The organism is Desulfovibrio sp. GTC20076, from assembly GCF_055385905.1.
Map to the genome: position 1 here is coordinate 1,443,321 of NZ_AP039366.1, position 16,331 is coordinate 1,459,651.

Here is a 16,331-nt window from a genome sequence, read left to right on the forward strand (position 1 = left end):
TGCTGCAAACCGCAGAACCTGCCGGAAAAACCGTAGCGTCGCCCTCCTGTTCTTCTCTAAGCATATTAAATATAACCCATTTAATTTCATTCATAAAAGATGCTTGCACGGCTATGCCCGCAGTGATATTTTGCGCGGCACGGAGGTCCTATGGACGTGCCCTTGCTCTATGAGATCGTGACCATCTTTCTGCTCTCCATCTTCGTCACCGTTACATGCAACAAAATCAAGCTGCCTGCCACTGTAGGCTTTCTGCTCACAGGCGTTTTGTGCGGCCCGTCCCTGCTCGGCATAGTCAGCGATCGCGAAGCCATTGATCATGTGGCTGAAATCGGCGTAGCCATGCTGCTTTTCACCATCGGCATGGAACTTTCCGGTGAGGCACTCAACCGCCTGAAGCGTCCGGTATTTCTGGGCGGCAGCCTGCAGATCGGCCTTACCGTACTGGCCGTGATGGGGCTGGCCCTTCTGGGCGGCTACTCCTATCAGCAGGGTGTATTTATGGGCTGTCTGGTAGCCCTTTCATCGTCGGCCATTGTCTTGCGCATCATGCAGGAACGCGGCTCTACCAACACGCCCACAGGGCGGCTATCTCTCGCCATTCTGGTCTTTCAGGACATTATGGTGGCTCCCATGCTGCTGTGCGTGCCCCTACTTTCCGGCACGCTTGACCTTTCGCTGGAAAGCGCCTTTTTTTCCACACTGTGGGTGGTGCTGGCCCTTGGGGGAGTGCTTCTTTTTGCGCGCTTCGGCCTCAACCGTCTCATGGAAGCCGTGGTACGCACACGCACCAGAGAAATCCTGCTGCTGACCACACTGGGGCTGTGCCTCGGCATGGCCTTGCTGACCAACACTCTGGGCCTTTCCCTTTCGCTGGGCGCGTTCATGGCCGGGCTGCTGCTGGCCCGCTCCCAGTACAGCATGAGCGTCATTGCGGGCATTTTGCCCTATCGTGACGTATTTATGAGCCTTTTTTTCATTTCTGTAGGCATGATGCTCAATGTGGATTTCTTCGGAAAACACTTTTTTTCCATCATCGGGCTTACTGCCTTGTTTATTGTGATCAAAAGCCTGCTCACGCTGCCCGCGGTACTCGTCCAGGGCTATCCCCTGCGCGCGGCCATCATCACGTCCCTTTCCCTTGCCCAGGTGGGTGAGTTTGCCTTTGTACTGGCGGCCTCCGGCCTGAGCGCCGGGCTTTTTGACATGGATGCCTATCAGAACTTTCTGGACGTAAGCGTGCTGACCATGATGCTTACGCCCGGGCTTATGGCCATTGCCCCACGTCTGGCCGACCGCTTTGCCGGACAGCGCAACAGCGAGCAGCAAGAAGAATCCGGGCAGCAGGAAGGCGAAAAACGCCTGGAAGATCATTTGATCATCGTTGGTTTCGGTATCAGCGGCAAGCATCTGGCCCATGTGGCCAAAGAGTCGGGCATTGAATATACCATTCTGGAAATGAACCCGGAAACCGTGAGCCGCTACCGCCAGAAAGAACCCATCGCACACGGAGACGCCTCGCAACCCGTGGTACTGGAGCATCTGGGCGTTACCCGGGCACGAGTGCTGGTGATTGTTATTTCCGACCCCTCGGCTGTACGGGCCATTACCATTGAGGCGCGGCGCTTCAACCCCAACCTGCACATCATCGCGCGCACCCGTTTTGTTACCGAGGTGGCGGCCCTGCGCAGACTGGGAGCGGACGAGGTTATTGCGGAAGAGTTTGAAACTTCTGTTGAAATTTTTACCAGAGTGCTGAGCCAGTACCTTGTACCCAGGCAGGATATAGACACGTTTGCCGCCCGGATCAGGCAGGAAAACTACCGCATGATACGCCGCATGAGTTCCGCGGTGGATTCTCTGGACAGCATTGTAAACCGCCTGCCCGACATGGGCGTACAGGCCATGCGCCTTGGCGGGGCTTCCCCCCTGTGCGGCCGCAGCCTGGCGCAAACAGAATTGCGCCGCCGCCACGGGGTCACCGTTATTGCCATCCTGCGGGAAGGCATAACCCATGCCTCGCCGGGTGCAGATGAAATTTTTGAACCCGGGGACATCGTTTACCTCTTCGGCAAAACAGACAAAGTCATTGCCATAACCCCCCTGTTTTCCGGGCCTGTGCGCGAAAGCGCCAGGGACGGCAAGGGGGGGATGCCGCAACCGGCCCGGCCCACAGCCTGAATGTAGAGCAGGTTATTTCTTGAAATGGCCCTGGGGTTGGTTGAAGTGCCAGCGCAGCAACGGATTCGCAAAGTATTTTTGTTACCCGCTGCCAATGTTTTCAGCCAATCCCACTGATGCCTTTGGCGACGCAGAGGACGGTCCGGCATGGAGCGGGAAAGCCCTCGCAACTGCAACGAGCAGGAGACCTGCGGCATGGTTCGGGGAATATAGAGGGTACCCCGGAGATGCAGCCCCGACAGTTCCCTCTGCCACCCGCCACGCAGACGGCCCAAATGAAGACAAGATGAACACAGCGAAAACGCTTCAAAAGTAAAATACCCAAAAACTGCCCAACCCCGCGGTGATCGTCAGGCTTCAGCACATGTTCCGTACTGCAGGGGTGCGCTGCGGGCACATCCTGCGGGCAGCCTTGCGGGCCCTAATCCCACGCCAGATATCTGCGCGGCAACATGCCGCTACGTCCGGCCTCCTTGTCAGGAAAGCTTGCGCATTTTTCTGTAGCCGTCTAGGATGGCAGACTGCCGGTGGAGAAAATCCGCCGGCTCTCTGTCATCTCACCTTTCGGGGACCATATGCAGGATCACAAAGAATTGCGCGCCCAGCTTGAGCGGGCGCGGCGTATAGCCATTGTCGGGGCCAAGGACAAACCCGGACAGCCCGTTGACCGTGTCGGCCGCTACCTCATGGATAAAGGCTACGAAATTTATCCCGTACACCCGGTACGCCAGACGGTGTGGGGCCTTACAGCCTACCCCCACCTTGCGTCCCTGCCCGGCCCCGTGGACATCGTGAACCTGTTTCGCGCTCCGCAATACTGCCCGGATCACGCACGTGAAGTGCTGGCCCTGCCCTGGCGACCCGCTGTTTTCTGGATGCAGCAAGGCATCCGTTCGCCCGAAGCCCGTGTGCTTTTGACCGCTCTTGGCATTACCGTGATAGAGGACGCCTGCATCATGGTCGAGCATGCCCGCCTTTTGCCCAACGCCGCAACTATTCAAGGATAATTCATGTCTGTTTCACCGGATACGGTTTTCGACTGCCGCATGTGCGGCCACTGCTGCGAAGGAGTCGGCGGCATTGTGGTCAGCCCCACTGACCTTACGCGCCTGGCCGCGCACATGGGGCTTGCCCCCGAAGCCGTTATAGAAGGGTATTGCTACTATGCGGGCGGCAAATTGAAAATCCGCAGCGGTGCAGACGGTTATTGCGTTTTTTTCCAACAGGGTAAAGGCTGCGGTGTACACGAAGGCAAGCCTGCCATCTGTCGTGCCTGGCCTTTTTTTCGCGGTAATATTGAAGACCCCGCAAGCCTTGCCATGGCTAAAGAATTTTGTCCGGGCATCAGTCTGGAGGCTTCCCACGCAGCCTTTGAACGACAAGGCCGCCAGTACCTGCGCGAGCACGGCCTGCTTGCCAGCGATTGCAACTGCGAAGCCAACGCCCTAATCCTTAAATAAATCATGCGACGCCGCTCCCGCCAGATATCCCTCAAGGAATGCTACGAAATTCTCAAGCTTGAGAAGAACGCTGACCTTGCCGCCGTAAAAAGGGCTTACCGCCGACGTGCCTTTGAGCTGCACCCTGACCTGAATCCCGGCAATGCCGAGGCCAGCCGGGATTTTCAGATGCTCAACGAAGCCTATGTGGCGCTTTCAGGCATCCTCAAGCATGAAGACGGAGTCAGGGCTACATCTGAAGCGCGAAAGGCGGCACAGAAACCCAGAAAAAACGCCGACCAGGCGAATGGCTCCGATAAAAAATCCGGCCCCGCTACAGATACCGGCCAGACTGAAAGCAAGGCCCCTCCCCCGCCTGGCGGAACCGAAGCAACGGGGCAGCAGCAGGCAAAAACAGCCGGGGCAGATGAGGGCGCGCAGACCGAGCAGCAAAAGCCTCAAAGCGAACAAGCCCCCGACCCTGAAGAAAATACCGCAGACCGTAACGGCACGGCCTATGCGGAACAGGACGTGCTGCGCGACCTGCTTAACGATCCTTTTGCCCGCCGTGTTTTTGAAGATATTTATAGCGAACTGAACCGGCAGCATGCCGAAAAACCACAGCAGGAAACAGCCGAAGCCCATACAGCGGAATCCGCCCCGCAAAGCAGGGCCAAGCCAAAGGCCGCGCAGAAAGAAAAGAAAAGCGCTCCACTCCATAAAAGCAACCTGGCCTGGGGTACGCCCAAATGGTCATCTGACATGACAAAAGGCGTCACTGGCCTGGTCAGGGGCTGGCTGCGCCGACAGATCGACGAAGAGCAAAGCCTTACCTTGCCCGCCGCAAACCTTGCGCCGGGCTGCCGGGTGCGCTTGCAGATACGCCAGGGAATTCAGGCTGAGCTTAAAACGGTTGAAATAACCCTGCCCCCTGACTTTACCGTGGGTAAACCCATACGCCTGCGCGGGCTGGGCAAGCGCGTCGGCCCCTGGCAAGGGGATCTCTATCTTACACTGTACACCGAGTAGGCCCTGCCCGTCCGCTGCGGGGCAGACGTGCCTCAGCCCATCCGTCAGTAGCAATGGTAACAGTACGGCTTCATTCCAGATGAACGGAAAAACATTTCCCAGCTCAGTGCCAAAGACGAAAAACCTTCGCAACATGTTTATTTTATGTGACAAAAGATTGTGAAAAAACTTATTTGACAATCTTCATATTAAACAGTTACTACTCTGACCAGCATACCAGATACTTCGCATTGGGTTTTCATAAAAGCGAATGATGACCATGAGAGAGCTTGCTGCTGGACAGCACGCCGAAGGGGCAAGAGCGATCGAAACTCTCAGGCAAAAGGATCATGGTCGGACGCACTCTGAAATTGGCGCACGCTGATGACAGAAGTTGAACCTCTGCAACGAGGTGACTGTCATGGCGTGTTTTTACTTGCCATCGGCCCCACTATTGGCGGCCCTTCAGCACAAGAGCCACAACTGACCGTGCAGGACGGACCCGCAGGTGCTGCGGGCAACGGACTGGCGTAGCGGTTTTGCTCCGCTTCTGCGTGTTCGCACTAATCTCCCTCGTCCTTTTTATACCGCCGCAAAATCAGAATCAGGCGCATCCCCGCCCTGCATACACGCGCCTCTGCCGGGGCAGCCCTGCCCCCACGCCACCAGCCTTCGCCACACCAGCACTGTTCATTTCCATCCAGTAAAAACATATTTTCTGCTGCCTGTTTTTTACCCGACAGCACAAAGCCCCCCAAAACGGCTTACCACGGCGGGCAGCGAAGTTTTACCGCACACTCCGACACGCGGCCTTTCGTTGCCACTGCACACACTTTCATGCCCTGCTGCCCGAAGCACACACGGCAAACCCCGCGCCGCCCTGCCGCGCTATCACCATATTCTGCTCCCGCCCTTTCAGGCTTCCCAGCATAAAAATTCATACAACAGACCGATGCCCATTTTTTTCAAGGCTCATGGCTGCCCTGTTTTTTTCAGGGCTGTATGAGCCTTTTACCCTTTGCTGTCAGCAGGTCGTTATTTGACCAGAAACCGACGTAATTGTAACTGACGCACCAGCTCCCCCCGCTGATTGCGTAAGGAGGACACCCAGACAGGCCACGCGCGGGACAGGCCGCACAGGCCAATCCCGCACCGGAAAACAAACATTGCTATTCGTGCGGGGCAAGAGCGTAAACGCCCCACAGCACCAACAAAAAACAGGGAGCACGTACCATGAGTGACAAGCCCACCCCCCCCGTGGGACACGAAGATCCTCATACTCTCAAACGCGGCCTCAGCCAGAGACACATCCAGCTTATTGCCATCGGCGGAGCCATCGGTACAGGCCTTTTCATGGGGTCCGGCAAAACCATCAACCTTGCCGGGCCTTCCATCATCTTTGTATACGCCATTATCGGGGCCTTTCTGTACCTTGTCATGCGGGCCATGGGAGAACTCCTTCTCTCAAACCTCAAGTACAAATCCTTCACTGACATGGCGGAGGATATCGTTGGTCCCTGGGCCGGCTTTTTTGTAGGCTGGACCTACTGGTTCTGCTGGATTGTTACCGGTACGGCAGACGTTATCGCCATTGCCTCCTACTTTCACTTCTGGTTCCCCACGCTTTCGGTATGGATACCTTCCATTCTCTTCGTCCTGCTGATCATGGCACTCAACCTTGTTTCAGTGAACCTTTTCGGTGAAATGGAATTCTGGTTTGCCTCCATCAAGATCGTGGCCATCATGGCCATTATTTGTGCCGGAGCGGTTATGGTCATTACCGGCTTTACCTCATCCATATCAGGTGACGTGGCCGCAGTATCCAACCTGTGGGATCATGGAGGATGGTTCCCCAAGGGGATATTCGGCTTCTTTGCGGGCTTTCAGATAGCCATGTTCGCCTTTGTGGGCATTGAGCTTATCGGAACCACAGCGGCGGAAGCCAAGGATCCCGAAATCAACCTGCCCAAGGCCATCAACACCATTCCCTTCCGTATCGTATTCTTTTACGTGTTCGCCTTGGTGGCCATCATGTGCATCACGCCCTGGTCCGCCATTGACCCCGAAACAAGCCCGTTCGTTCACACCTTCGTAGCCGTGGGCATTCCCGCGGCAGCCAGTATCGTCAACTTCGTGGTGCTGACATCGGCGGCCTCTTCCGCCAACAGCGGCATCTACTCCACCAGCCGCATGCTTTACGGCCTGTCGCTGGCCGGGGTAGCTCCCAAGTCTTTCGGCAAGCTTTCTTCGCACCGGGTTCCTGCCAACGGCCTGCTGTTCTCGTGCCTCTGCCTGCTGCTCGGCGCGTCCATGCTCATTATCATGCCCACCATTATGGCGGCCTTTACCGTCATGACAACCATCTCCGCCATTTGCTTCATCTTCGTATGGTCCATGATTCTTGTTTCGTACTACGTCTACCGCAAGAAGTACCCCGAGCGGCACGCAGCTTCCAAGTTCAAGCTGCCCGGCGGCGTGTTCTCCTGCTGGATCTGCTGGATATTCTTCGCCATAGTGCTTGTCCTGCTGACCTTTGAAGCCGACACGCGCATGGCCATGCTCACCACGCCCCTGTGGTTCGTGCTTCTCGGCATCAGCTATTACTTCAGCCACAAGAACCATGTCAGCAAGCGTCAGAACGGCGCCAACAACTAACAGTTCCGTGACAGACTCCATATAACAAAAGGCCCGGATATACCGGGCCTTTTGTTATATGCTTTCAGCGGTGGCAGGTCATGCCTCCGGCAGGGGATCATCGGCAATATTGAAAGACATGCCGCCATCCTTCTGTTCCACTATATAACGTAAACGTTCCTGCACCCTGTTGTGAGCGTCAAAAGTCAAAACAACCGGGCTGCGTTGAGAAATATCCCCCGGTCCGGCGACATACTCAAAAGCGCTGATGATAACTTCATCCCCTTTCTGGCATGTGCGCGCGGCCGCTCCGTTGAGAATGCAGCAGCGCGACCCGGCCTCGCCGTAAATGACGTAGGTGGAAATACGCTGCCCGCTGTGTTTGTTCCAGATATAAACGAACTCCAGCGGCATGATACCTGCCAGCCCGCATATTTCCGGATCAAGGGTGATAGAGCCGTGATAGTCCAGCACACACTCCGTTACGCGTATGCCGTGCAATTTGGCGCGTAAAATCTTCAGCATTTTTCTCTCTCTTTCAAAACATGCCGCACAAACAGGCTGCCGCCCCCGCGCGGGCTGCTTTTGCAGGCGAGCATCGCACAACCTGCAAACACCTTTGGCTTTCCGGAACGAAACAACATACACAAAATAAAAAAGGCCGCATACGCGGCCTTGAACCTACGGATTCCACGAGCAAAGATCAATACGCCTTGATGTACTCATCCAGATTTTCAGCCGAGCAGTTGCGGCTGACCCAAAAAGCCGAAGCCCACACCATAAGGGCTGTGGCCTGCGTATCATCCAGGCTTTTTATTTTTGATTCAAGGCTTGATTTACTGGCTCCGTGGCGCAGATGCACTCCGTTGACGTCGCAGGCATCAGAAACACGCAGCATGAGGTAAGAAAGGCGCGTGTGGTCCGGCATGAGCTTCATGTCTTTATGCGCCTCGACGATGGTCTTCAGTTCCGGCCCGCTGAATATGTGCTTTATGCCCGTGATGGCCCGGAAAAACGTGTCCACAGCCCAAGGCAGGATAAATTCCGCGCCGGCGCTCTTGGTACGAAAATAATCCTTGAGCCAGCGTTCCTGTTCTTCATTGATGCGTGCTGCGACTTGCGGCATGATGCCCCCGGGAAAAGACTATACTTTTATGTTCTGTCCGGCATACAGAGCAGCCGAACCTTGTTTTACATCATGTTCTATAAAGCGCTACATCAATTAAAGCAGATTTTCAAGATAAAATCTAGACTTATTTTTAAAAACATTTTAGGCAGTTCCGCCACGCGCGCACGACTGTGTGCCGCCTGCGCAAGTTTACGTCCGGCGTACCCGCACCGGGCATGCTTTTTTAAGGATAATTATGACACCGCCCCCCGCCAGAACGCACGGCCCTGCCGGACAGGCCTCCTCCGGACCATCCACTCCCGGAACGACCAGAGGGGACGCCGCAAACGCCCTGGCAGCGCCCAAAGGCCGCCGTGCCGCTCTGGCCCGTGCGCATGGCGCCACCCTGCTCTTCGGAGCTTCGGGCATTTTCGGCAAACTCTGCCAATGCTCCGCTCCCATGCTTGTTTGCGGGCGTGCCATCTTTGCCGTAGCGGCACTCACCCTTGCAGGACTTGGTAAAAAACAGCCCCCCTGGCGCGGGCTGCATGCTTGCGACCTGTTGGCGCTTACCATAAGCGGCACATTGCTTGCAGCACATTTCGTAATGTTTTTCATGGGGATACAGATTGGCGGCGTGGCCGTCGGCACGCTTGGCTTTGCCTGTTTTCCGGCATTCACAACCCTGATCGAAAGTCTCATATACCGGGAGTGCCCCAGTTTCGCCGAGGTGCGCGGCCTGGGCATGGTAACGCTGGGGCTTGTCTGCACAACCCCATCCTTTTCATTTGCTCATGAAGGCACAGTCGGCCTGCTGCTGGGCGTGGCATCCGGCCTGGCTTACGCCCTGGTGACCGTGGGCAACCGCCGCTTTGCCGGGCATCTTCCGGGACTGCAAACCACTTGGTGGCAGAATACAGTTACGGCCGTTGTTCTCCTGCCCTTTGTCTGGCGGCAGTTCAGCACTGTAAGCACATTGGACTGGCTGTGGATCGCCAGCCTGGGTTTGTTGTGCTCCGCCCTGGCCTACGTTCTTTTCATCAACAGCCTCACTGTTCTCAAGGCACGCCAGGCCGCCCTTATCATTACGCTGGAGCCGGTTTACGCCATTGCGGCGGCCTGGCTGGTTCTGGGTGATGCGCCGGGGGGGCGCGTTTTTCTGGGCGGCGGGCTTATCCTTGGCGCAATTTTTCTGGCAAACCGACGCTAAACGCCGTCACAGGGGCGCCCGGACTTTACCTCTCGACTCGAAGCCGGTGGTTTGGCATGATTGGATCCGGCAGCCAGCGCCGCTGGCATTCCGGTTGCCTGTAACAAAAGCAGGCAGTTGCGGGCTGGCAGTACAAATATGCGAGCCGCTGCCGGGCGCTTTCGGCCAGGCCGCCGGGCGCGCTGTACCGCGCGGATTTTCCGGCACGCCTTTTTTCAGGAAGTATGGGCCAGCCATACAGCAATATCCTGGTTGTGGCCCCGGCCGCAATCCACATTGCGACATATCGGAGCCAAACGGCCCGGTGCGAAAACACGAGAATATTCATGCAGCATCTGCGTCAGGTCAAAGCCTCTGCCGGATCCGGAAAAACATATGAACTAACACGCTGTTTCTTACAGCGTCTTGTGGCTTGCGGTGCTCCCGGCACAGCTGCGTCACCGGCCTGCGCCCTGAGCAGCAGCGGCCCCTGCGGTTGGGGCGACATACTGGCTGTCACATTTACCAATGCCGCCGCCACCGAAATGCGTGAACGCGTCATCCGGCAACTTAAAAGCGCGGCCCTGGGGCAGCCCATGCAAGGACTGGAGCTTGATTCCGCTTCAGCCGGGCGCTGGGTGGACGCCATCATGCGTGACATGAGCGCGCTGAACATACGCACCATTGACAGCCTGCTGCACCTTATCGTGCGCGCAGCTGCCCTGGATCTTCGCCTGCACCCGGACTTTCAGCCCGTCTTTGCCACCGAAGAAGCACTCACGCCCTATCTGGACCTCCTGCTTGAAAAAGCCTGGCAAGGGGATGAAAATATGCGTGGCCTTTTGCGGCAGGTTTGCCGGGCCATGGTTCACCACGGGCAAAGCAAGGGTTTTCTGGCAGGAGAAAAGCTGCTGTATCAATTGCGCCCGCTTCTGGACAGCGCCCTGCTGGGGCGCTACGGCGATCTCTCTTCTTATGAAGAACTTGAGCAAAAGCTGGTTGCCCTCAACCGGACCGCCAGACAGGCTGCCGGCCACCTGTTGCATGCAGCCTCAGGCACGCGGCTGCCCTGGCTGTCCAATGCGGAAAAGGCTGTCACTGCCTGGGCTGATGGCGAATGTAAGAACTCGGCTTTTTTAACCAAAGATGCCGCATCCCAACTTTTTAAAAAAGGCGCTGCTGTAGGCCCAGAAGTGGAGCACGCCTATACTGCTTTTTCTCTGGCCGCCCAGGCCTGCATGCAGGACGGGCAACTTCTGCGACAGGCCCTGCGCCTTGAGCCGTCCATACGTATGGCGCGTATTCTGGCTGACGCCTTTCTGCACAATCAGGAGCAGGAGGGCACGCTCCCCGGTCTGCTTGTTCCCCATATGGCGCATAAGGTCCTGTCCGGCGATCACGGTGTGCCGGAAACGCTCTGCCGCCTTGGCGCGCGCCTTACCCACTACCTGGTGGACGAGTTTCAGGATACCAGCCAGGAACAGTGGCGGGCGCTGCGCCCACTGGTGGAGGAAGCGCTGTCGCGCGGGGGGTCCCTGACCTGGGTGGGCGATGTAAAGCAGTCCATCTACGGCTGGCGGGACGGCGATCCGGAACTTTTTGACGGCATCCTTGAAGATAAGGGGCTTGCCGCCGTGGCCGCCACCACGGCCCGCGACAGCCTGCCGTTCAACTGGCGCAGCCGCCGTCAGGTGGTTGAGCACAACAATGCCCTTTTTGCCCTTCTGGAACAGGCAGATACGGCCAGAGCCGTCATGAGCGCCCTTCTGCCGGGCGACATGCCCGAAGACCTGTCTGCGGAAATAATGGACGCCTCTGTAAAAAGCCTGCTCGGCGCTTTTGCCGGAACCCGGCAGGAATGCCCGGAGCACACACCCGACGGCGGCCTTGTGCAGGTGGAAGATATTGCGGCAGACTCATCCGAGATGCTGCGCGAAGCCGTTTTTGACCGTCTGGGCCGCATCCTGCTTGATGATGTGGCCCCGCAGCGCCCCTGGTCGGACGTGCTCGTGCTGGTACGCAGCAATGACGGAGCGGCACGCATCGCGGACCATCTGGTGCGGCTGGGGATTCCGGTCATCACCGAAAACAGCCTGCTGCTCTCGGCCCATCCTCTCATTGTCCAGACCGTGGCCCTGCTGGCCTTTCTTGACAGCCCAGATGACAATATCGCCCTGCTGACCGTCCTGACCGGAGAGATTTTTCACGGCCATCCCGAGGCTGCCGAACTGGCGCATACCGACTTGCACGGCTGGTGCGCCCGCCAGAAAAAAGGCTTTCTGTACCAGAGTTTCCGCCAGCGCTGGCCGCATGTATGGCAAAGCCTGCTGGCGCCTTTTTTCAGCCAGTCCGGCCTGATGACGCCCTATGATACCGTACTTGAATGGTATGCGCGCCTTCAGGTGGAACAGCGTTTTCCCGAAGCGGCAACCTTTTTGCGCCGCTTTATGGAGGTACTGCACAGTGCAGAAGAAAAGGGACTTGCGACGCTCTCTACCTTTCTGGAGCACTGGAATGCCAAAAGCCAGGAAGAAAAGGTTCCCATGCCGGAAAACATGAATGCCGTGCGGGTCATGACCGTGCACAAATCCAAGGGACTTGAGGCCCCGGTGGTTTTCGTCCCCTTTACCGCGCTGAACATTTCCGCCTCTGACAAGCCGCTGCGCACAAACCGCCAGGGGCTGAGCATGATGGTGCGCAATCAGAAAGCGTTGGGACGCCCCTACTACGAGGATCTGGCCCGTCAGGCCAGAGAGAGCCTGAACCTGCTCTACGTTGCCTTTACCCGCGCAAGAGACGCCCTGTATGTTTTTCGCACTTCGGCCAAAAGACAGTCGCCGGTACTTGCAGGACTGGATATTCTCTGGGAACGCGCCGGACTGCAGCCACCCTATGCTCTGGGCAGTCTGCCCACGGCCGCTGACACGTCACGGGGCAGCCATGCGCATGCCGCTATCGGGGCAGATGTGGATACAGACTGCGCATTGCCAGCCAGCCCCGCTGGCGGCCGCCCTGCAAACCCGGCCCCAGCCCCGACGCCCGGCTTGCAGCATGTGGACGGCACAGCCGGCGCGCCGGGAATTTTACCCGCTGCCGCACCTGCCATCTCCCGCACCCCTTCCGTCGGTGCAGATCAGGAATACGACGCTTTTTCCCCGGATACGGCTGATGCTGCTGAAGACTGGCGCCCCATGCAGTGGCTGCCACGCCTGAAGATTTTTCGCAATCCCATGGCCGCTTTTGATTTTCAGCCTGAAGACAGGGGTAATCTGCTGCATTTCTGCCTGGAACACCTGCGCCTTACCGGCAGCCCGCGTGAAGACGCCCAGGCGGCCCTGAACTTCGGCCTGCGGCATTATCCGTTGCCTGTTCCCGATGATGCGGCCCTGCGCCACGGCGCATTTGAAGCCTTGCACTGGTTTGCAAGCCAGCCTCAAAGCGCGCGGTGGCTCGCCAACGGCTGGCCCGAGCATTCCATAATGACCGCCCAGGGCCAGCTTTTGCGCATGGACCTGCTGGTCCACGAACCTTGGGGGCGGCTGGTCATTGATTATAAAAGCGGGCAGCCCGAAGCCGCGCACGTGGAGCAGGTACGCAGATATCTTGGCGGCCTGCTTCTGGAGCGCGAAAACGCCAATACCCCCGTCATGGGCCTGCTGGTCTATCTTGACCAGCGCCGTTTTCGCCTGGTGACGCCGGACGGCGCATCGGAACTGACCCCTCACTGCGACGGTCTTTTGCCCGCAGAGGATTACCTGCATGAGTAGTTCGCCTTTTCTGGTTTTTCCCTGGCAGCGCCCCTTTCTGCCCGCCCTCAAGGAGCATCTGCACGAGATCACGGGCGGACGCCCCGGCTCCGCCCTTGTTATTGTGCCGCACAACCGCCCCTGGCGATATATGGCGCAACTCTATGCCGCAGATGGCTACACGGGCCTGTTGCCCAAGGTTTTGCCCCTGGCCGATGCTGTGGGCATCTGGCGGGCTTCAGGCAGCGCTGCCCCCCTGCACACGGCCAACACGCTGGACCGCGTTGCCCTGCTGCATGCCTGCGTTAACACGCTGTCGCGCGAGGACGAAACGCTTGCCGCCCGTTTTGCACGTATGGACATGGCCCTCTTTCTGCCCTGGGGGCTGCGCCTGGCAGCCCTGCTGGAAGAAATGTACGGACAGATGGTGGAAATCAGGGATATTGCCCATGTTGAAGACGAAGTAGCCGCGCCTGCGGCCGCTCTGCTGGGCGCTCTTGGCCGCATCAGCCACGCCTATGAATCCGCTCTGCTGGAAAAAAACTGGACCACGCCCGGCCTTGACCTTCTCAATCTGGCACGCGGCGATGCCCCCATTCCTCCGCTGCTGCGGCCCCAGGATGGCCGTCCCGTACTGGTGGCGGGCTTTTATCTGCTCACGGGCGGTGAAGACCATCTGCTGCGCCGCCTCTGGCAGGCCGGGGCGGACATCTGCCTGCATGGCGATCCGGCCCTTGCTGAAAACAGCCGCCCGCACTGGGCCTGTGAGGAGCTGGCCGCGTGGATGCGCCGCTGGAAAGCACGGGCAGCCACTGCCTTGCAACTTGATGAAGATGAAAAAAATCATCGTCCCGAATACCGTTTTTTTGCAGGTTATGACTGTCATTCACAGCTTGCCGCCCTGCATCGCGACCTAAAGCGCGCAGATCCAACTGATGGCACAGCGGAAAAAACCACCCGCCCCGAGAATGACGGCAGCCCCATCCCTGTGGAGTCTGGGCATTCCACGGCCATTGTACTTACGGACAGCTCTTTGCTTATGCCGGTGCTGCACCACCTGCCGCATAAAGACGTCAACGTGTCCATGGGCTATCCGCTGGAGCGGTCCCCGCTGAACCGCCTGCTGGATGGACTGCTGCGCCTGCAGGCCACCAGAAGCGATGAAGGCCGCTACTACTGGCGTCATCTTTTGCAGTGCCTGCGCCATCCATATGTGAACATGCTGCGTACCCGCGATGCGTACGGGCAGCCCCTGCTGCTGCGTGACGCCCTGCGGCCGCTGGAGCGCATCATCCGTGAGGGAACCCGCTTCGTGGACCTGGATGAGGTTATCCTGGAGTGCCGGGGGCAGTTGCCCGAAGCGCTGGCCCAGCTGCTTGAAGAAACACTGGAGGCCCTCGTGCGCGCCCCGGCCGGAGCTGCGACCACAGAAGACATGGCCCGTGTGCTGCATGGCCTGTGCTCCTTTCTGCGCTGCCGGGGTGATGACCTGTGGCGGCACTTTCCCCTGGACGCCGAGGCCATGTACAGGCTCATGCGGCAGACCGTACCTGTTCTGCGCGAAAACCTGCTGGCCCGCACGCCCTTTCCCCTGACCACCCTGCACGGCATGACCCGCGAAGTACTCGGGCAGGAGCGCGTGCCTTTTGAGGCCGATCCCCTCACGGGACTCCAGGTTCTCGGCATGCTTGAGACGCGGCTGCTGCATTTCGGGCGTGTGTTCATCGTGGACGCCACGGACGACAGGCTGCCCGGCAATCCCGCGCAGGATCCTCTTTTGCCGGATTCTTTGCGGCAGGTTCTGGGCCTGCCCGATTCCCGCCGCCGGGAAAGGGCCGCCGCGCACACCCTGTACCGTCTGTGCGCCGGAGCGCAGGAAGTTTCGTTTTTCTGGCAGGAAGGCATCAGCCGTTCAAGCCTTTTTGACGGCAAAAAAAGCCGCAGCCGTTTTGTGGAGCAGTTGCTCTGGCAGGAAGAACTGGCCCGCGGGGCCGTGCTTGCCCCGGGTGAACCACCGCTGGAAACCGCCGTATGCGAGGTTCGTGCCGCGGCCTTGGGGGAAAAGCAGCTTGAGCGCAGTGCCGACATGAATGATGCGCTGGCGCGCCTGTTGCGCGAACCGCTGTCCGCCACCAGACTGGACGTTTACCTTCAGTGCCCCCTACGCTTTGCCTGGCAGTATCTGTGCGGGCTGCGTCCCCCCAAGGAAATTAATGAAGGAGATGACCCCGCCGCCGTAGGAACCTGCATTCATGACACGCTCAAGGCCCTTTATGAGCCGTACCTGAATAAAACTGTGCGGTCCGGCGACATCTCGGCCGAAACGGTCCGCGCCCGCTTTTATGAACAGCTTGAGGCGCACGGCCTGCGCAAACTGCTGCCCGCCGACAGCTGCCTGATGCTGGAAGAAGCTGCTCCCATGCGCCTTATGCGCTTTCTTGAAAACCAGCCCGCCGACGTGACAATCATGGCACTGGAAAAAGAGCTTAAGGTTCCCCTGCGGCTGGCCGGGCGCGATTATGCTTTTGTGGGCGCAATGGATCGCGTGGACTGGCGCGACGGCCTGTTCTACGTGCTGGACTACAAAACCGGCGGCATTAAAAAACTTGATGGCAGCCTGTGGACAGACCTGGCCTTTTTTTCCCGTGCCGGGCAACTGTGCGACACCCTGCCCCCCGCGCAGGAAGCTGGTGAAAGCCATCTGCAACAACTGGAAGCTCTCTTCAGCCAACTGCGGGAACGCCTGCCGAGCCTGCAGCTTCCCTGCTATCTGGCCATGGCACAGGCCAGCGGCATGACCCCCCTGAGCGATGCGGCCCTGGTGGAACTGCGCGACGACGGCAGGGAGCATCCCCTATTCGGCGGCCTTGTGGACGAAGACCTTGATGCGGCTCTTGGCTTTTGCCGCACAGCACTGGCCCTGCCCCTGCTGCACATGGAATATTCGCCCTGCTTTGCGGCACGCCCGGACAAGCACTGCCGATGGTGCCCCTATGCGGGCTTATGTTCTGTATAAGTGCCGAACC

General features: G+C 58.5%; 11 protein-coding genes and 1 riboswitch. Of the genes, 9 read left to right on the forward strand and 2 right to left on the reverse strand.

What is annotated here, in order from left to right:
• Window positions 1-150 precede the first annotated feature (150 nt).
• The 6 genes from ACZ495_RS06340 (at window position 151) to cycA (ending at window position 7,283) form a co-directional block, all read left to right on the forward strand.
• Window positions 151-2,181 (forward strand): monovalent cation:proton antiporter family protein, encoded by a 2,031-nt coding sequence (locus ACZ495_RS06340; protein ID WP_394027625.1) that lies wholly within the window; start codon window positions 151-153, stop codon window positions 2,179-2,181.
• Between the two features lie 575 nt (window positions 2,182-2,756).
• Entirely contained in the window at window positions 2,757-3,188 is a 432-nt protein-coding gene (locus ACZ495_RS06345; protein ID WP_072312092.1) for a CoA-binding protein, read from the forward strand.
• Window positions 3,189-3,191: 3 nt separating this feature from the next.
• Window positions 3,192-3,641, forward strand: coding sequence for a YkgJ family cysteine cluster protein (locus ACZ495_RS06350; RefSeq protein WP_012624618.1), 450 nt, complete (start codon window positions 3,192-3,194; stop codon window positions 3,639-3,641).
• Between the two features lie 3 nt (window positions 3,642-3,644).
• On the forward strand, window positions 3,645-4,649 hold the full coding sequence (locus ACZ495_RS06355) for a J domain-containing protein (protein ID WP_296986633.1): 1,005 nt from the start codon (window positions 3,645-3,647) through the stop codon (window positions 4,647-4,649).
• Between the two features lie 250 nt (window positions 4,650-4,899).
• Window positions 4,900-4,989: riboswitch (glycine riboswitch) on the forward strand.
• Between the two features lie 23 nt (window positions 4,990-5,012).
• Window positions 5,013-5,162: a hypothetical protein gene (locus ACZ495_RS06360; RefSeq protein ID WP_190275419.1), complete on the forward strand. Its 150-nt coding sequence runs from the start codon at window positions 5,013-5,015 to the stop codon at window positions 5,160-5,162.
• A gap of 699 nt (window positions 5,163-5,861) precedes the next feature.
• Window positions 5,862-7,283 (forward strand): D-serine/D-alanine/glycine transporter, encoded by a 1,422-nt coding sequence (gene cycA, locus ACZ495_RS06365; RefSeq protein ID WP_012624615.1) that lies wholly within the window; start codon window positions 5,862-5,864, stop codon window positions 7,281-7,283.
• A 78-nt stretch (window positions 7,284-7,361) separates the two neighbouring features.
• Here the strand turns inward: cycA and ACZ495_RS06370 are convergent, their stop codons facing one another.
• Together ACZ495_RS06370 and ACZ495_RS06375 are read right to left on the reverse strand one after the other, a co-directional pair.
• Window positions 7,362-7,787, reverse strand: coding sequence for an aspartate 1-decarboxylase (locus tag ACZ495_RS06370; protein WP_012624614.1), 426 nt, complete (start codon window positions 7,785-7,787; stop codon window positions 7,362-7,364).
• A gap of 178 nt (window positions 7,788-7,965) precedes the next feature.
• Window positions 7,966-8,388 carry a hypothetical protein gene (locus ACZ495_RS06375; protein ID WP_012624613.1) on the reverse strand — a complete coding sequence of 141 codons (423 nt, stop codon included), beginning with the start codon at window positions 8,386-8,388 and terminating at the stop codon, window positions 7,966-7,968.
• Between the two features lie 238 nt (window positions 8,389-8,626).
• Between ACZ495_RS06375 and ACZ495_RS06380 the strand changes: the two genes are divergently transcribed.
• The 3 genes from ACZ495_RS06380 to ACZ495_RS06390 all read left to right on the forward strand — a co-directional run bounded on the left by ACZ495_RS06380 (window position 8,627) and on the right by ACZ495_RS06390 (window position 16,321).
• Complete coding sequence (locus ACZ495_RS06380; protein ID WP_464262847.1) at window positions 8,627-9,580, forward strand: DMT family transporter; 954 nt, start codon at window positions 8,627-8,629, stop codon at window positions 9,578-9,580.
• A 326-nt stretch (window positions 9,581-9,906) separates the two neighbouring features.
• Window positions 9,907-13,326: a UvrD-helicase domain-containing protein gene (locus ACZ495_RS06385; protein WP_464262848.1), complete on the forward strand. Its 3,420-nt coding sequence runs from the start codon at window positions 9,907-9,909 to the stop codon at window positions 13,324-13,326.
• Entirely contained in the window at window positions 13,319-16,321 is a 3,003-nt protein-coding gene (locus ACZ495_RS06390; RefSeq protein WP_464262849.1) for a PD-(D/E)XK nuclease family protein, read from the forward strand. The genes ACZ495_RS06385 and ACZ495_RS06390 overlap by 8 nt, the downstream gene beginning before the upstream one ends.
• The last annotated feature ends 10 nt before the right edge of the window (window positions 16,322-16,331 follow it).